Origin of the sequence: Labrenzia sp. PO1 (assembly GCF_012273635.1) — a bacterium.
In the GTDB taxonomy this organism is placed as follows: domain Bacteria; phylum Pseudomonadota; class Alphaproteobacteria; order Rhizobiales; family Stappiaceae; genus Roseibium; species Roseibium algicola.
This window is the reverse complement of record NZ_JAAXCR010000006.1, coordinates 22,547-40,131: the sequence shown is the minus strand read 5'-3', so window position 1 is coordinate 40,131 and position 17,585 is coordinate 22,547. Positions and strand designations below refer to the sequence as shown.

16 protein-coding genes are annotated in these 17,585 nt (G+C 59.6%); 6 read left to right on the top strand and 10 right to left on the bottom strand.

The features are described from left to right. The first annotated feature begins 39 nt into the window (after positions 1–39). Positions 40–324 carry a hypothetical protein gene (locus HCG46_RS25460; protein ID WP_168687842.1) on the top strand — a complete coding sequence of 95 codons (285 nt, stop codon included), beginning with the start codon at positions 40–42 and terminating at the stop codon, positions 322–324. Positions 325–467: 143 nt separating this feature from the next. Beyond that, entirely contained in the window at positions 468–1,346 is an 879-nt protein-coding gene (gene dapA, locus HCG46_RS25455; protein WP_168687841.1) for a 4-hydroxy-tetrahydrodipicolinate synthase, read from the top strand. A gap of 114 nt (positions 1,347–1,460) precedes the next feature. On the opposite strand, the gene metG is transcribed toward dapA, so the two are convergent. From metG to HCG46_RS25440, 3 genes are all read right to left on the bottom strand, one after another. Continuing rightward, the gene (gene metG, locus HCG46_RS25450; RefSeq protein WP_168687840.1) at positions 1,461–2,981 is read right to left on the bottom strand and encodes a methionine--tRNA ligase; all 1,521 of its coding nucleotides are present in this window, start codon (positions 2,979–2,981) and stop codon (positions 1,461–1,463) included. Between the two features lie 183 nt (positions 2,982–3,164). Then, positions 3,165–4,160, bottom strand: a complete 996-nt coding sequence (locus tag HCG46_RS25445) for a YeiH family protein (RefSeq protein ID WP_168687839.1) — start codon at positions 4,158–4,160, stop codon at positions 3,165–3,167. A 26-nt stretch (positions 4,161–4,186) separates the two neighbouring features. Then, positions 4,187–5,503, bottom strand: a complete 1,317-nt coding sequence (locus HCG46_RS25440; RefSeq protein ID WP_209009630.1) for a cytochrome c peroxidase — start codon at positions 5,501–5,503, stop codon at positions 4,187–4,189. A gap of 3 nt (positions 5,504–5,506) precedes the next feature. On the opposite strand from HCG46_RS25440, the gene HCG46_RS25435 reads away from it, so the two are divergent. Then, positions 5,507–5,989, top strand: coding sequence for a tetratricopeptide repeat protein (locus tag HCG46_RS25435; RefSeq protein ID WP_205838703.1), 483 nt, complete (start codon positions 5,507–5,509; stop codon positions 5,987–5,989). A 213-nt stretch (positions 5,990–6,202) separates the two neighbouring features. On the opposite strand, the gene dctP is transcribed toward HCG46_RS25435, so the two are convergent. The 6 genes from dctP to HCG46_RS25405 form a co-directional block, all read right to left on the bottom strand. After that, on the bottom strand, positions 6,203–7,261 hold the full coding sequence (gene dctP / locus HCG46_RS25430) for a TRAP transporter substrate-binding protein DctP (protein ID WP_055659181.1): 1,059 nt from the start codon (positions 7,259–7,261) through the stop codon (positions 6,203–6,205). Positions 7,262–7,288: 27 nt separating this feature from the next. Further along, positions 7,289–8,782 (bottom strand): TRAP transporter large permease, encoded by a 1,494-nt coding sequence (locus HCG46_RS25425; RefSeq protein ID WP_055659183.1) that lies wholly within the window; start codon positions 8,780–8,782, stop codon positions 7,289–7,291. Beyond that, a complete protein-coding gene (locus tag HCG46_RS25420) occupies positions 8,782–9,372 on the bottom strand; it encodes a TRAP transporter small permease (RefSeq protein WP_055659185.1) in 591 nt (196 codons plus the stop codon). The genes HCG46_RS25425 and HCG46_RS25420 overlap by 1 nt, the downstream gene beginning before the upstream one ends. Before the next feature lie 160 nt (positions 9,373–9,532). Next, the gene (locus HCG46_RS25415) at positions 9,533–10,048 is read right to left on the bottom strand and encodes a flavin reductase family protein (protein WP_055659187.1); all 516 of its coding nucleotides are present in this window, start codon (positions 10,046–10,048) and stop codon (positions 9,533–9,535) included. Beyond that, complete coding sequence (locus HCG46_RS25410; RefSeq protein WP_168687838.1) at positions 10,048–10,938, bottom strand: aldo/keto reductase; 891 nt, start codon at positions 10,936–10,938, stop codon at positions 10,048–10,050. The genes HCG46_RS25415 and HCG46_RS25410 overlap by 1 nt, the downstream gene beginning before the upstream one ends. Continuing rightward, entirely contained in the window at positions 10,938–12,092 is a 1,155-nt protein-coding gene (locus HCG46_RS25405; RefSeq protein WP_055659188.1) for an LLM class flavin-dependent oxidoreductase, read from the bottom strand. Before HCG46_RS25405 ends, HCG46_RS25410 begins: the two co-directional genes overlap by 1 nt. A gap of 190 nt (positions 12,093–12,282) precedes the next feature. Here HCG46_RS25405 and HCG46_RS25400 point away from each other — a divergent pair, with 190 nt between their 5' ends. Together HCG46_RS25400 and HCG46_RS25395 are read left to right on the top strand one after the other, a co-directional pair. Further along, positions 12,283–12,993, top strand: coding sequence for a GntR family transcriptional regulator (locus tag HCG46_RS25400; RefSeq protein ID WP_168687837.1), 711 nt, complete (start codon positions 12,283–12,285; stop codon positions 12,991–12,993). Positions 12,994–13,028: 35 nt separating this feature from the next. Continuing rightward, a complete protein-coding gene (locus tag HCG46_RS25395) occupies positions 13,029–14,153 on the top strand; it encodes a Gfo/Idh/MocA family oxidoreductase (RefSeq protein WP_168687836.1) in 1,125 nt (374 codons plus the stop codon). A gap of 84 nt (positions 14,154–14,237) precedes the next feature. Here the strand turns inward: HCG46_RS25395 and HCG46_RS25390 are convergent, their stop codons facing one another. Beyond that, positions 14,238–14,666, bottom strand: coding sequence for a hypothetical protein (locus HCG46_RS25390; protein WP_055659195.1), 429 nt, complete (start codon positions 14,664–14,666; stop codon positions 14,238–14,240). Between the two features lie 214 nt (positions 14,667–14,880). On the opposite strand from HCG46_RS25390, the gene HCG46_RS25385 reads away from it, so the two are divergent. Then, on the top strand, positions 14,881–17,580 hold the full coding sequence (locus tag HCG46_RS25385; protein WP_062489199.1) for an SH3 domain-containing protein: 2,700 nt from the start codon (positions 14,881–14,883) through the stop codon (positions 17,578–17,580). The last annotated feature ends 5 nt before the right edge of the window (positions 17,581–17,585 follow it).

Here is a 17,585-nt window from a genome sequence, read left to right as displayed (position 1 = left end):
TCGCCTTTGCCTTTCGTAAAAACCTACATGGAGAATGACATGTTTGTCGTGACACTCACCTTTGCTGACAAATCCCGGGCAGGCGAACTCATGGAAGGCCACAAGGCCTGGATCCAACGCGGGTTCGAGCAAGGATATTTCCTGATGGTCGGCAGCCTGCAGCCGAACCGCGGCGGCGGGATCCTTGCGCACGGCGCTAGCCTGGAAAAACTTGAAGGATTTGTTGCCGAAGACCCTTTCGTTGTTGAAGGTGTCGTGACGGCCGAAATTCTGGAAATAACACCTGCGCGGTTCGATGATCGCCTGGAGTTTTTGGCTGCCTGATCGCGGATCATGATGCAGTAAGATGTTCATGAGGGACAGGGCAGGTTGCCAGTGACGGGTTTTTGGTGGCACATCGATCTGGAATGACTATCGATGGAGATGGGACCGTGCTTTCAGACAGCGCGGATCCGGGAGGACGCCACATGCTCGAACTCAAGGGATCCATTCCCGCCCTTGTCACACCGTTCAGGGACGGAAGCGTTGACATCGAAGCGCTGGAACGTCTCGTTGAGTGGCACATTGCCCAGGGCAGCGACGGGCTGGTTGCCGTCGGGACAACGGGCGAAAGCCCGACGGTCTCCAAGATCGAGCATAAGGACGTCATCAAGCGGGTCGTCGATCTTGTGGCCGGCCGCATTCCGGTTGTTGCCGGCACTGGCTCCAACGCAACGGCGCAATCCCTCGACATGCTTCAGCACGCTGAAGCCGTTGGCGCAGATGCGGCGCTGGTCGTGACGCCCTATTACAACAAGCCCAACCAGGCAGGCCTGCTCAGCCACTACAAGGTTCTCCACGACAACAGCGCGATCCCGATTATCCTTTACAATATTCCGGGCCGGTGTGTGATCGACATATTGCCGGAAACCATGGCCGAGATGGCACGCTGGCCGCGGATTATCGGCGTGAAAGATGCCACCGGCAGCATGGAGCGGGTCAGCAAGCAAAGGGCACTTTGCGGCAAGGCTTTCATGCAGTTCAGTGCTGAGGACGCCGCCGCACTGGGTTTCAACGCCCATGGCGGGCAAGGGTGCATTTCAGTGACCGCCAACGTGGCTCCAGGCTTTTGTGCCGAGTTCCAGAGCGCATCACTTGCAGAAAACCTCGAACTTGCCCGGGAGTATCAGGACCGCCTTTTGCCGCTCCACTCCGCGATGTTCCTCGAGCCACCCGCAGCCTGCGCCAAATACGGCCTGTCCAGACTGGGGCTTTGCCGCGAAGATGTCCGCTTGCCGCTGACACCGGTGACCGAGGCAACCCGTCGCGAGATCGACAAAGCCATGGAAATCGCCGGTCTGCTCTAGAGCCTCTGCTCGTTCGCCGTACACTTTGTGGCTGCAAATCGCGTTCCGCGCGATTGGTTATCTGAAGCGCCCCGGCCCGGGGCGCTTCATTTTTTTGATCAAGCCGCGACGGGCTTACTGAACCCGCGGATAAAGCGTCTCGATTTCGCCGAGATCGCTATTGCCTTCAAGCCGGTCAAGTTCCGGCTTCCACGGGCAGGCGACAGCCGGTGCGTTCAGCATGGCAAGAGCCTTCCCGGCAGATGCAGGGATGACCTGTGTCAGCGCTTCCATCACGACGCGCAGGCAGTCCAGTGTCACGTAGATCACCGTCTGGCAACGCTCGCGGGTCTCCTCGTTCTTGATGAGATCCCAGGGAGCCTGCTCGGCGAAGTAGTTGTTCATCTCGTCGGCGACGGTGATGATCGACTGCATGCGAGCCGGGATTTCAGCAAGGTTGACCCATTCGCCCATGCCCTTGGTGGCTTCAAGCACGGACTTGCGGATCGCTTCGTCCTCGGCTGACAGCGGACCCGGTGCCGGCAGTTTGCCGTCAAAACGGGCCTTTGAGAACTTGGCCGCCCGCGACAGCAGGTTGCCGATCTTGTTACCCAGTTCCGTGTTGTAGGACTGGGTGATGAAGTCGACCGAAATCTGGCTGTCGCTGTCCGCACGCATGTGCCGGGCGAGGTACCAGCGCAAGGCGTCGACGCCCAGCTTCTCGATGACCTCGATCGGATCAACAACGTTGCCGATGGACTTCGACATCTTCACGCCGCCCGCACCAACCCAGTGACTGTGGACGGACAGCTTCTTCGGCAGCGGCAGACCGGCGGCCATCAGCATGATCGGCCAGTAGACCCCATGCGGCTTGAGAATATCCTTGCCGATCAGATGCTCGCATTCCGCCCACCAGCTCTCGTAGCCTTCTTCCGGCCAGTTGATGTTGGTGAGGTAGTTCGCCAGCGCATCGAACCAGACATAGGTTACGAACTCGGTGTCGAACGGCAGTTCGATACCCAGGGTCACACGGGCTTTCGGCCGGGAGATGCAGAGATCCTCCAGCGGCTCGGACAGCATCTGCTTCAGTTCGTTCTTGAACGCTTCGGGCTGAACGAAGTCCGGATTTTCGGCGATGTGCTGCAGAAGGCGCTCGCGGAACGGTTCCATCTTCAGGAAGTAGTTGGTTTCCTCCGTCTGCTCCACCTTCATTGTCGGGTGCAGCGGGCACTGGCCCTCTTCGGTCAGATCGGATTCCTTCTTGAACTCCTCGCAGCCCTTGCAGTAGGTGCCGGTGTAGTTCTTCTTGACGATCAGATCCTTGTCGAAGATCGACTGCTCCATTCCAGCGACGGCCGTCTTGTGGCCCTCGCGGCTGGTACGCACGAAATAGTCGTAAGCCACGTCCAGACGGTCGAAGACATCGCGGAATTCTGCACAGCGCATGTTGAGGTAGTCTTCAACCGACATTCCCTCTTTTTCCGCTGCTTCCTGGTTCTTCTGTCCGTGCTCGTCCACGCCGGTGGACAGCATCATGTCATACCCCAGCGCCTGTCGGTTGCGTTTCAGGATATCGGCCATCACGGAGGTGAAGGCGTGACCGATATGCGGAGAACCGTTGACGTAGTAGATCGGGGTGGTGATGTAGCTTTTCATCCAAACGCTTTCGAAATGTTTGGGCGGAAACAAGTCCGGTCCGGCCTGTTGCGGCGCATCTGCCGTTCCGCCTAAAGAGGTGCGAGCTATATTCCATACTCGCCCGCACAAGAAAAGCCCCGGCCTTTGAAAAGACCGGGGTTCTGCTTCGTTATATGGGGTGCGGCAAGGCCGATTGAAAGGTCAGCCGATCAGCCAGATGCCGCCCAGAACGAAGAGCGCCAGAAACGCTGTCTGCGTGACCAGCATCCAGATGGCCGGGCCGCCGACTTCCAGCAGTTTCGGGATCGAGGTTTTCATGCCCACTGCCGCAATTGCGGCCAGCAACGCCCAGCGGGAAACGTGTCCGGCCGCCTCCTTGGCAACGTCCGGAATAAGGCCGAAGGAATTGAGTGCGGCAAGCACCAGGAAGGCGACAACAAACGCCGGCATGATCGGAGGACGGGCGCTGCCCGGCTCCGAACTCTTGCGCAGGATGAGCGCCGCGACCAGAACGATGGGCGCCAGCATGGTGACACGGATCAGTTTCACCAGCGTCGAAAGGTCTCCGGTTTCCTCGGAGATCGAGAAGCCGGCCCCGACAACCTGGGCAACATCGTGGATCGTGCCGCCAAGGAAGACACCGGTCGCGTCCATGGAAAGGCCGAGGGAGGAGGTGAGGATCGGGTAGAAGATCATCGCCAGTGTGGACAGGACGGTCACGGTAATCACCGTAAAGGCGAGATCGCGTTCGGCATGTTCGCGTTTCGGCAGGATGGAGCCGATGGCCATGGCCGCGGAGGCTCCGCAAATGGCGACTGCGCCGCCGGTCAGAAACGAAAACAACCTGTCTCGTCCGAACAATCCGCCGATCAAGAGGGAAAAGCCGATTGTAACCAGGACGCCGAGGACCACCAGAAGCAGAAACGGCAGACCCAGCTGCTGCACCATTTCCACACTGATGCGGACGCCGAGCAGAGCAACGCCGACACGAAGCAGCGTGCGGGCTGCAAAGGCGATGCCTTCGCCCGTGCGCTGTTCCTCCGACAGGAAGTTCAGCGGCATGCCAAGCAGGATGGCCATCAACATGGCCGGTGCCCCGTAGTGCTCGTTGAGGAATTGCGCAGCAATGGCGACAAGCCCGGCAATCGCAATACCCGGGAACAGCCGGTTAGCCCGGTCTTTCAATGGAGCAACCATGAAACGTTCTTTGTCCTTGTTGATGTTTACCGGTCGACGAGAAGGCCGCTCGGGACAGTGGCAGGGATGCCGAAGGGCGGGGCCGTGACGGACTGCGTGCCGGTCAGGCTTTTCAGGAAAGCCTCCAGATCGGCAATCTCCGCATCCGAAAGGGGGAGAGGTTCAATATCCCTGAAACGGGCCTGACGCGCCATCTCACGAGCGTCATTCCAGACCACAAAATCGATCGCCTGCAGCCAGGGCGCTTGTGGAAGGGCTGCGGTGTCCGGTGTCCAGGCTTTCAGCATTCCATCGGGGTCGAGATGATGCCGGATGATCCCCTCCAGCGTGGGGTAGGCGCCATTGTGCCCGTAAGGGGCGGTCAGCTCGACATTGCGCAGCATCGGGGTCCGGAACCGGTAGGCATCTTCCAGGCGGTCGGTTTCTCCCATCACGCCGACATCGCGCACCATCGGATCGAAGCTGCGGGTGCGACCCGGACCGAAGGGGGGCAGGCCAAGGGCGTGAAACTTCTGATCGCTGAGCAGTTTGCCCGAATGACACGAGGAGCACCCGGCCTTGCCGTAGAAGAGATCGAGACCCCGCTTCTGGGCCGGATCCAGAGCGCTTTCGTCGCCGGTGAGATACGCGTCGAACGGGCTGTCGAAGCTCTGCCATTCAATTGCCTGGAAAGCTGCCAGCGCATTTGCGATTTCAACGATCGTGACCGCTTCAGGCGCGTCGATATGATCGAATGCCTCGACAAACAGGCGGCCATATTCCGGAATGATGCGGACGCGTTTGGCAAGGATCGGCCAGGCGTTGTCGATGCGATCGTAGATGGCCCCGGCGATCTCGTTTTCCTTCGGATTGCCCGCCATCTCGAACTGGGCCGTCACCGGAAAGACAGCCTGGGCGGCGAGCAGAGAATTGAAGCCCGTGGGCAGCCATTCTTCCGCCGGCGAATTGAAGCCATTCTCGAAGGTGTCGTTAATCGACAGGCGGCCGTCATGAAACAGGACGTGGAGCTCTTTTGCTCCCAAGTTCCAAAGACCTGGAGCGTTTCGCGGAATCCGTTTCTTAATGCGGCTGTCACCGGTTCCGGCAATCCGCATGAGCCCCAACCCTTCGCCACCTTCGCCGATGCCGAGCGACAACCGGTCCCCGGTGCCAAGGGTCGGGTGGTGGCATGTGGCGCAAGCAATATTCCTGTTGCCGGAGAGGATCTTGTCGTAAAAAAGCAACTGGCCGAGGGCTGCCTGCTTTCTGTCGAAGGCGATGAAATCGTCTTCCTTCAAGGGCGGTGGCAATTCGGAAGCAATCGCCGGTGCCGACAAGCCGAAGACCAGAGGGAGCAACCGCAACACATGAAAACCACGCTGACCGCCGCTCTTTTTGCTCTTGTGTTGTGCACGAGTTCTGCTCAGGCGGAAATCGAAGCCGCGCGCGACCTTATGGAGGCCAATCGCTACGAAGAGGCGATGAAGGAACTTTGGCCGGCGGCACGCTCCGGCAACGCGGATGCGGAAGAACTGATCGGTGTGAGGTACGCTATGGGGCTGGGTGTCGAGCGCGACGACCAGCGGGCATTCGAGTGGTATCTCAGAAGCGCGATGAAGGGGCATCCGGGTGCCCAGTCCGGTGTCGGCTGGTACTATGAGGTGGGCCGGGGCATGCCGGCTCCGGATCTCGTGCGGGCTTACATGTGGTACACGCTCTCCGCCATCGGGGGGGACCCCGACGCCGCGATCTCTCTGGAAGAGGTGGTCAAGAAGATGACCAAAGACGAGATTGAGAAGGCGCATATCCTAGTCGGTGATTACAAGGTCTGGATGTATCCGTTCAATTGAAAGCCGGCGGTTCGTTCCTGATCGGCGCAGAACTCGCGTGATCGAGTGCTGGGCGGACCGGACCATTGAGTTCTGGCTCTCCCGGGTCTCCTACGGCTTCACCATGGGACGTGTGCCGATCCCTGTCCAGTTTACGGCAGGCACGATTCCGGACCGGTGCATGTGCTCGGATGTGTCACGCCCTGCAGTGGCAAGGCGTGACACGGTGTTTCGTCAGTTCAGATCGGCAGAGCGATTGGCGTTGATGTCGGCTTCGGCCGCAGCCACGGCTTCTTCCAGGGCGCCGAAGATCTCGCCGCCGCGTCCGACATTGCCTTTGAACCAGTCATAGACCGGAGCGGCTGCTTCCTTGAAGGCTGCCTTTTCTTCCGGGGTCGGGACGTAGAGATCGCCGCCACCGGCCACGAAGTCCTCATAAGCCTTGATCGACTTGCGCTTCGGTGAGGCGAAGGTTGCCTGCTGCAGGGCGTAGAAACCATCCACCACGACGCGGCGAAGGTCTTCCGGCATCGACAGGAACTTCTCGTTGTTCATCCACCACAGCGCGCCCATGTAGGCATGCCCGTCGAGGGTGACATACTGAAGACCGGCATCGGGGAACTTCATGCCCATGATGTCGGTGATGCCGTTCTTGGAACCTTCGACAACGCCGGTCTGAAGCGAGGTGAACAGTTCCGGCCACGGGATCGGTGTCGGAGCAGCACCAAGTGCCTTGACTAGTTCCTGCGGCAGGTCGGCCACCACGGTGCGGATCTTCAGGCCCTTGAGGTCTTCCGGCTTGGCGACGCGATGCTTGGTGTTGGCGAAGTTGCGCCAGCCGCCGGTGTTGCCGATGGTCATCAGGCGGATGGTGTCACCGGAATCTTCCAGTGCCATCGTGCGCATGGTGCGGGTGAACTCGCCGGACAGGACATGCTCCGCAATCCGGTCGTCGCTCATCATGTAGGGCAGGTCGAGAACCTGGACATACGGGAAAATGCCCGCCGCGCCGCCGGAGGTGGAGATGTAGATGTCGATCGCACCGTCGGAAATGCCCTGAAGGCATTCAGCGCCGTTGGAGCAAAGCTGCGTACCGATGAACAGTTCGACCTCGATGGCACCGTTGGAAGCGGCCTCAACGAAGTTCTTGAAAACGACAAGACCGTCGTAGTCTTCGTCGTTTTCGTTGGAATTGGCGGTTGCGCGCAGCGTGTAGTCCGCGGCAAGCGCGCTCAGCGACGATCCGGCAAGCATCGCCGCGACGGTGAGCGTTTTCAGTGCAGTTTTGAGCATTAGGTTCCTCCCTTAGAAAGCTCAGGATCAGTTGGCAAATCCGGTCAGACGCGGGATCGTCATCGAAAGTGCCGGAATGTAGGTGATCAGGAAGATCACCGCGATTTCCACCGCCAGAAACGGCAGGATGGCTTTGGCAATGGTTTCAACCCGTTCTCTTGAAACCGAAGCCGCAACGAAGAGCACCAGTCCCATGGGTGGCGTTGCCAGCCCGATGGTCAGGTTGACGCTCATGATGATGGCGAAATGGATCGGATCGACGCCCAGGTTGACGAAGATCGGTCCGAGAATGGGGCCGAGAATGATGATGGCGGGGCCTGCATCCAGGAACATGCCGACAACGAAGAGCAGCAGGTTGATCAGGAACAGCAGGATCAGCGGGTTCTCCGACAGCGTGAGAACGAACTCCGCCATGATTTCGGGAGCGTGGCTGAGGCTGACGACGGTCTTGAAGGCCATCGCCGCACCGACCAGGAGAAGCACCACTGCAGAGGTTATGCCAGCCCTGTTCAGGACACCCGGGATCTCGGAGACCTTGATGGAGTGCAGAACGAAGAAGCCGATAACCAGCGCGTAGGCAACTGCGACCGCGGCCGCTTCCGTTGGCGTGAAGACCCCCAGCAGAATGCCGCCGAGAATGATGATCGGCGTCTGAAGCGGAGCAACTGCTTTCTTGCACACGACCCGAAAATCTTCAGAGACAGCACTTCTGAGCTTCCACAAGAGCACATGGGAAACCGCCAGGAAGACCGCGAACAGGATGAAGGAAGTCGTCGTTGAAAGGGAAGCGAACCCGGTCAGATTGATCACAAGGTCCGCGATCACCGTGAAGAGGGCAGCCAGGTTTGCCCTCAGCACGACAAAGGAGAACCAGTATTCCACCGGTGCCATGGTCTGGCCGGGGTTGACGATCCTCTGTGCTTTGGGAAGGTCGTACTTGTTGGCCATGACCTTGACCATCAGCATCAGGCCGATGCCGACCATGATGCCGGGTACGATACCGGCCAGGAACAGCGCAGCAACGCTCTCGCCCATTACATAGGCATAGATGATCATGATGCCCGACGGCGGAATGATCGGCCCGATGACGGAACTCGCCGCGGTGATTGCCGCGGCAAAGCGCCTTGTGTAACCCTGCTTCTCCATTGCCGGGATCAGCATGGATCCGAGTGCGGAGGTATCGGCAACAGCGGAACCGGATAGGCCTGCAAACAGCATCGACGACAGGATGTTCACATGAGCAAGGCCGCCGCGCAGATGTCCCATCAGGGCCTGGCTGAACTCGACCAGCCGCATAGTGATGCCACCCTTGTTCATCAGCTCGCCTGCGAGCATGAAAAACGGAATCGCCATCAGAGGAAAACTGTCCATGCCGTTGTAGACGTTGCGGTAAAGCAGCGTGATGTCTTTTTCCTGGCCGTTCAGCCAGAGCAACAGGCCAGGGGCCGCCAGAAGGCCGAAGAAGACAGGCAGTCCGATCAGCAGGAAGACGAGGAAAACGGGAAGGAACCAGATCAGCATCAGTCAGCTCCTGCCATGTCGGGATCGGGAATGACCGGCATGCGGTCGGCGCCACCGAAGCTGGCGATGATGTTGCGCAGGATCAGCTCGATGTTGACGAGCGTCAGCAGGAATACGCCGACGAGGATGGAAGCCATCATCCAGCTGCGCGGCACGCGGATCCATTCGCTGAAGGAAAGGTTGCCCGGAACATAAAGCGATGCGGTTGCGAAACGGCCTCCGAAACCGGTGACTTCCGAAAAGCCGATCTTGAGGGCAACGACGAGCACCACAAGTGAAATAAGCAGAAGGAGCAGGGATATGGCGCTTCCCAGCAGGCGAGGCAGGGAATGGGTGAACATGTCGATGGCAACGAAACCGCCTCTGCGGAACGCCGTTGGTGCCATAAGACCTGTCATCCAGAGCATGCAGAAACGGGCTGCTTCGTCCGGCCAGGGCAGGGCATTGTTGAAGACATAGCGGAACACGACCTGAACCAGGATCGCGATCACCATCAGGGCAACGGCAAAGATGCCGATGCCCCGGCCAATTCGCAACAGCAGCGAATTGACGAAGTCGAGCGGTGCAAGAACCGCCAGCAAAATGCCCATTCGGGCTCCTCCCTGGATCAACCGGCCTTCATGTGCGCGAACATGAGAACCGTGAAGCTGATCATGTTAAAAGTGGCGAAGCGGTCTTCTGCGTTCTCCTGAGACAGAAGGCTTCTCACTTTCCTCCAGAACGGGCCGGTCGCCGCCCCGTTTTCCGCCCTTATTTTGGAGCGATTTGTCCGAGTTTGCCTGCATAAAACGTCAGGGCCTCGCCTGAACGCATCTCGGCCTGCAACACCTGCCCAAGAACGATCAGGTGATCGCCGCCCTCATAGGCGGTGAAGCGCTTGCACTCGAAGCGGGCGAGACAGTTTTCGATCAGGGGCACGCCGTTGTCGTCGATCGTATAGGTGAGCTGATCGAAAGCATGGGCATTGCGCACGAAACCGTTGCAGACTTCAGCCTGTTCGTTGCTGAGCACGTGAATGGCGTAATGTTCGGCCGTTTCGAAATACCTGAACCTGCGCGATCCCTTGTCCGGCATCCACAGGACAAGTGCCGGTTCCAGGGAGACGGATGAGAAGCTGTTGGCTGTAATGCCGACGGGGCCATCGGCCGAGCCGGTGGTCACCACCGTAACACCGGTGGCAAATCGACCGAACGCATCCCGCAAGAGGCGGGTGTTATCGGCGTCCGGTTCGAAGGTCACGGTATGATTGGCATTCTGCATGGTCATCAGGGCACCTCTGTTCCAAGCGCCGCTTCGTAAAGACGGTACCAGGTTTCGCGATCCAGGCTGACTTTCAGCGCGTCGGAGATCTGGGCAATGCGCTCCAGATTGTTCGTGCCCATGACCGGCAAGAGTTGCGCCGGATGAGCCAGAAGGAAGGCGACCGCGACTGCGGACCGGTCTACACCGGCCTCTGCAGCGATTTCGTCCATCACGGTGCCAAGCTTGCCACTTTCGGAAATCAGCGAGCCGCCGCCGAGGGGAGACCATGCCATCAACCGGGTGCCGAGGCGCTGGTGGAACGCGAGGTCGCCATTGGTGAACGGCGCGATTTCCTTCAGTGATATCTCGATCTGGTTGGTCGCAAGCCGGTTCGACATCGCCGACTGCAGCAGCTCCCAGTCCCAGGGGCGGAAGTTGGAGACACCGACATTCCGCACCTTGCCGCTCTTGACCAGGTCATCGAGCGCGGCGCCGGTCTCGTGATGGTCCATCAGCGGGTCCGGGCGATGGATCAGCAGCAGGTCGATGGTCTCGATGCCCATCTCCGTGAGGGAGAACTCGACCGACTTCTCGATGTGAGATCGGGACGTGTCGTAGTATTTCACCCTGGCATCCGAATACCGTCCCATCGGCGCGACAATGTCGCATTTGGTGACGATTTGCATCTGACCACGCAGGGCCGGATTGGCTTTCAGCGCCCCGCCAAGCACGGCCTCTGCGGCATAACCGCCGTAAATGTCAGCCTGATCGAAGGTTGTGATGCCCTGGTCGAGACAGGTCTGGATCTTGCGTTCCACGTAAGCGGGGGACGTGTCGCTGTCGTCGCCGATGCGCCACATGCCATAGATCAGCCGGGAGAAGTCCAGGGTTTCAGAAAGTTTCACGCGGTCCATTAGCGGCGCACTCCTTGGCCAAGCGGGGTTGCCGGCGTTTGAGCCGGTACACGACCATAGGCGTGCGGCAGGGAACATGTCTTCAGATTCGGCAGGACCCTGGACCCGAAATGCCTGGCTTCTTCCAGGTGCGGATAGCCTGAGAAGATGAAGGCACGAATGCCCATCTTCTGATAGGCCTCGATCTTGGACATCACCTGATCGGTTGACCCGACCAGCGCTGCCCCGCAACCGGACCGCGCCCGGCCGACACCCGTCCACAGGTTCGGTTCGATATAACCGAATTCATCGGCGATCTCGCGGTTCTTGGCCTGGTGGCTCACCCCCAGCGACTTGGCATCCAGTGCCCGTTCGCGAATGGCGGTTCCCTGGGTCTCGTCAAGTTTGGAGACGATATAGTCCGCGTATTCCTGCGCTTCCTTTTCCGTGTCGCGCACGATCATGTGCACGCGCAGGCCATAGTCGAGGGTGCGGTCGTATTTCTCGGCGACCGCGTTGACCGCCTTCATGCGGCCTTCCAGTTCCTCGATCTTTTCCGGCCACATCAGGTAGACGTCGCAATGCTGACCGCAAAGGTCCAGCGCATCCGGAGAATAACCTCCGAAATAGAGCAGGGGCCCACCGGTCTGGTAAGGCCGGGCGGGGTCCGTGGTCAGGCCCTTGAAGTTATAGACCTGGCCTTCGTAATTGATTTCGTCCTGCGTCCAGGCCTGCTTCAGGATCTCCACCACTTCCCGCGAACGCTGGTAGCGATAGCTGCTGTCGGCCTGCTCGCCCGGAAAGTCGGACGAGATGATGTTGACCGTCAACCGGCCCTCGAGCATGTGATCCAGCGTGGCAATGGTCCGCGCCAGCATGATCGGCTGCATCTCGCCGCAGCGAACCGCTGCCAGCAGGTTGATCTTGTCGGTGATCGGAGCGCAGCCGGCGACGAAGGACAGGGTGTCCTGGCCCACCTGGTAGGACGACGGGCACAGGATGTTGCGGAAGCCCTGCTGCTCGGCTGTTTTCACGATCGAAGAGCAATGCTCCCAGGAGGAACGCAGATGGCCTTCGGGTACGCCCAGAAACTGATAGTCGTCGGAACACAATGCGGCGAACCAGGATACCTCCGCTGCATCAAGATCCGGTGACGTGACTGGGACTACGGTCATGAAGTGCCTCCCTTGGACCATCTTGTCGAATAGCGAAACCCGCATGCGCCGACATGGGCGCGATTGTGGTTTCGCTATTTTCGTTTGTTTTCGAATGGCTTCATTCTGCCTTCGATTTCTTCTTGCATATCACCCGTTTTGATGTAAATCAATAGTGTATCAATTTTGAAAACGAGACCTTCGAACCGCCATGCCAACCGCCTCGCAAACCTCTACCGCGCTGCCGTTATACGTGCAGATAAGCGAGCTTTTGATCAGGGATATCGCGGCCGGGCGGCTGATCGACGGGGAGCGGCTGCCGCCTGAAAGGGACATGGCAGAGGAGCTTGGCATCTCCATTGGAACCCTTCGCAAGGCACTCGCCGACCTTACGCAAAAAGGCTTACTCGAGCGGATCCAGGGGTCGGGAAACTACATACGGCAGGGCGGCACGCATGAGAGCGTCTACGCCATGTTCCGTCTGGAACTCCTGACCGGAGGTGGTCTGCCACGCGCCGATATTCTGGACGTTCAGCGCCTGGACAAGCCGGACGATCTGCCGCTTTTCGGTACCAGCGCCGAAGGCACCCGTATCCGCCGGCTGAGGTTTCTCAACGATGTGATGATCGCGGTGGAGGAAATCTGGCTCGACGGCGACGCGGGATTCGTGCGGCGCGAGCTTCTGTCGGACTCGCTTTACCGCTTTTACCAGAAACACCTCGGGTTCTGGATCGTGCGTGCAGAAGACCGGGTGACCATCCGTGCGCTGCCGGACTGGACGCCGGAACTCTTTCAGAAGACGCCGGGCACTCTCACAGGCTTTGTCGAACGGTTCAGCTGGGCGGATCGCCCCAAGCCGGTCGAATATTCGCGAACCTGGTTCGACACGGACCGGGCGCATTACGTGCAGCGCTTGAAATAGGTGGACGAGAAATGCCACCGCGCATGGAGGACTGAATGCCTGCAAAGGTAAGATATGGTGTCATTGGCTGCGGGATGATGGGGCAGGAGCACCTGCGCAACATCGCACTCCTGCCGGACACCGAAGTAACGGTGATCTTCGAGCCGGACGCCGGAATGGCGGAAGCGGCCGCAAGATTTGCGCCTCTTGCGCGATTTGCCAATTCCGTTTCGGAACTGCTGGAAGTGGACGAACTGGACTGCATCCTGATTGCCAGTCCGAACCACTGCCATGTGCCGCAGATGGAAGAAATTCGCCGCAAGCGCCCGTTGCCGCTTCTCGTCGAAAAGCCTCTCTTCACCGATCCCAAGGATGTTGCCGAGCTGGAGGCTTTCAAGGCGTCCTATCCGGCGCCCGTGTGGGTGGCGATGGAGTACCGCTACATGCCGCCGATCGCGGCGTTGATCGAGCAGGCGGAAGCAGCCACTGGCGGCATCAAGATGCTGACCATCCGCGAACACCGTTTTCCCTTCCTCGACAAGGTCGGCGCATGGAACCGGTTCAACCGCTACTCCGGTGGTACATTCGTTGAAAAGTGTTGCCATTTCTTCGATCTCATGCGGCTGATCATGCAATGCGAACCAGTCCGCGTGATGGCGTCGGCCGGCCAGGATGCCAACCACAAGGACGAGGTCTACAATGGCGAGCAGCCAGACATACTCGACAATGGCTATGTGATCGTCGACTTCGAAAACGGTGCACGGGCCATGCTGGAACTTTGCATGTTTGCCGAAGGCTCCCGCTACCAGGAAGAAGTGTCGGCCGTTGGCCCGGAAGGCAAGATCGAAGCCTTCGTGCCGGGTCCCGGACGCTTCTGGCCAGAACACCTCGGCGAGCCGCCGGTGCCTCAGCTTGTCGTGTCGCCCAGGTACCCGAAGGGGCCACGTCAGATCGATATTCCGGTTGACCCGATGATCCTCGATGCAGGCGACCACAACGGCTCGACATTCTATCAGCACGAAGGCTTCGTGGCTGTCGTACGCGGTGAAAAGCCGTCACCTGAAGTAACGCTTGAAGACGGATGGCGGGCCGTGGAAATGGGGCTGGCGGCACAGCAGTCTGCCCGTACGGGTCAGGCCGTGACGCTACGATCTCAGGCGCTTTCCTCCGTCGCCTGCTGACAAGACGATTTTCCTCTGGAAACCTGGCCGGTACGACATTTGTCGTGCCGGCTTTTTCTTGCCAGTCCGGCAGACGAGAAAGGGCTACCAGCGTTCCTTCGGCAACAGGGACTGCACGTTGTTGGAACTGAAGCCATCCCGTCCGCGCCGCAGGTTGATGGCGCGGATCGGTACCTGGTATTCTCGGCCCGTGTCCGACTTCTTGCACTGCTGTTTCCGGTAGGCGAAATTGTCCGGCACGTTCCTGTGGTTTTGAACAAGGACGCAGAAGACGTCGTAGCGGCCGTTCACGGCCACGTCCCGCCGCGCGCCCTGGGCGACGATTACCTGCATGTGGCGGGTGAAGGCCTTGTCGAAAAGCATAAAGTTGCAGTAGGGCTCGCTGCCGTTGGGTGTGCGCGTGCTCTGGCAATAAAATATCTCTGCCCAGGCTTTCTGCGGAGCCGCGAACGGGAAAGAGCCGATCGAGACCAAGCCCGCCAATACGGCTGCCAGAGCGTAACGCTTCACCATTCCCTTAAACTCCTGGTCGAAATGCAGTTTTTTTCAACGTGATCTTGCGGATAGAATATCACTCCACGTAAGATTTACCCGTGACGCTCCTCACAGGGAATAGGCGTGACGACGAAATTTAGCTTGCCTCGGGAACGCACAGGTTCCCGTCACGTGCACAGACACATGCACCGACATCGACAGGGTTGGTTGAACCGGCCCCCGGGAGGTCCCAATGCGTAAGTCTCTTTCCGTTCTTTTGTCTTCCACTTTGATTTTGCAAACGGTTTTCGTAAACGGCGTGCTTGCCGCGCCGGCCCTGACGACCGCCAACGTGAATTTCCGACAAGGCCCGGGAACGAACTTCGGCTCACTGGGAACGGTGCCGTCCGGTACGCAGGTCGAAATGGAGAACTGCGATGACAGCGGGGCCTGGTGTTCAATCAGCTACAACGGCCAGAACGGGTTTGTCAGCGGACAGTATCTTCAGCTTAGCGAGCCGGAACAGACGACCGGCTGGCCGCGGTCTTTCCAGACCGACGCCGGGGCGACGCTGGTGCTCTACCAGCCGCAATTCACCGAGTGGGACAACTTCAAGACCCTGAAGGCGATGGTGGCAGCGGAATACATCAAGGACAAGGATGCCAAGCCTGTCTTTGGTGTGATCGGTGTCAGCGGCGCGACCGTGGCCGACACCGACAAGAGCGAAGTTGACATCAACCAGATCCAGGTAACGGAACTGAACTTTTCGGCTTTGGACCGGGAATCCCTCACTGACCTGTCGCTTCAGGTCGGCAAGATCATGCCGACCGGTACGATCACCGTGAAAGAGGATCGGATTACCGCAGGCCTTGCCGAATACCAGCGCATGGAGGATGTCCAGGGCCTGAGTTCGGAAGCACCGCCTATCTATGTCTCTACCGAGCCATCCATTCTCGTGCAGACCGAAGGCACGCCGATCTTTGCGCCAGTCAAGGGTGATCAGGGGCTCAGCTTCGTGGTCAACAGCAACTGGGACATTCTGAAAATCGACGAGAGCGGCGAACTCTATCTGCGCGATGAAAAATCCTGGATGAAAACCAAGGACGTCTCGGCAGGGTGGGAAGCGGTCGACAAGCTGCCGGATCTGATCGGGTCTCTTCCGGATGACGACAACTGGAAGGAAACCCGGGAAGCGATCCCGGGGGAACCGTTCGCGGACAATACTCCGCCGAAGGTGATCTATTCAGACACACCGGCCGAAATGATCGTCTTTGACGGCGAACCGGCTCTGGAACCGGTGGATGGCACCGATCTGGAATGGGCGTCCAACACCGAAAGCGACGTGTTCTTCCTGAAATCCACGTCCACCTGGTACATTCTGGTATCCGGCCGCTGGTTCAAGTCCACTTCGCTCGACGGGCCGTGGACTTTCACCACTCCGGACATGCCCTCCGATTTTCAGAACCTGCCGGAAGACGCGCCTTACTATTCGGTCCGTTCGTCCATTCCAGGCACTTCTGAAGCCTCGCAGGCACGGCTGAAAGCCAGCATTCCGACAACTGCTCGCGTTGAGGTCGGTTCCGTCAGTGCGGATGTCTCCTATGCCGGCGATCCGGAATTCGAGAAGATCGACGGCACGTCGATGTCCTACGCGGTCAATACCAGCGACCAGGTGATCCAGGTCGGTGCGAAATACTACGTGCTGCAGGACGGTGTCTGGTTTGTCGGAGACAGCCCGGAAGGACCATTTACGGTTGCCACGGCGGTTCCTGACGAGATCTACACCATTCCGCCGTCTTCCCCGGTCTACAACACCACCTATGTGCGCATCTACGACAGCGAACCGGGAGCTGTCTGGTACGGCTACACGATGGGCTATCTGGCTGGGTTCCTGTCCTGGGGCGTCTTCGTTTACGGCACAGGCTATTATTATCGGCCCTGGTACCGTCCGGGGCTGCGCCCGATCTACTTCCCGCGTCCTGTGAGCTACGGGATCGGTGCCTTCTACAATCCGGTCCGTGGCACTTTCGGACGCTATGGCTATGCCTACGGTCCGCTGCGTGGCATCGCCGGCGGCGGCATCTATAATCCGCGTACGGGCGGCTACATTCGCGGTGCCGCCATCAGCGGCCCGCGCGGCAGTGCAGGCTTCATCAGCGCCTATAATCCGCGCACCGGCAATCGTGTCGTGGTTGGCGGAGCCCGGGGCATTTACGGCTCCTGGGGCGGAAAGGTCGTAAGCGGGCCGGAATGGTCACGCACGCGCGATATCCAGGCTGGCGCCGTGCAGCGCTGGAAGCAGGACGGCAATCTGGGCCGTGTAGCGAACCTTGATCGTCGTGGTGACGTCTTTGCCGGCCGGGATGGTAGCGTCTATCGCCGCGATGGTGAGAAATGGCAGAAATTCGAGGGTGGTCGTTGGGGCGAAGTCGCTGCGCCCTCCCGCGAGGCAATCCAGGACCGCGTGGGTGACATTGGTGCCGGACTGGCCGGGGGAGCGATCGGCGCCGGAGCAGGCGCAGCCCTTGCCAACCGCCCCCTTGGCGACAAGATCCAGAACCGGCCGAACGTTCAACGCCCGACCAACCTGCCTGCAGGCCAGCGCCCGAATATCGAGCGTCCCAACGTCCAACGCCCGAATGTTCAAAAGCCGAATGTGGAGCGCCCAAACGTCCAACGCCCGGCGCAGAGGCCCAATGTTCAGCGCCCCAATGTGCAACGACCGAATATCCAGAAGCCGAATGTGCAGCGACCGGCGACCCGCCCTGCCACACGTCCGGCGGCACGACCCCAGGCGCCTGCACACCTGAGCAGGGACAACCGGGCGAGAACGGCAGGCAACCGTCAGGTCAATCGGCAGCGCAACGTTCAGCGCTCACGTCCGCAGGCACGCCCGCAACGTCATGGCGGCGGTGGCGGTGCGCGCAGGGGAGGCGGCGGACGCCGCCGCTGAGAAAA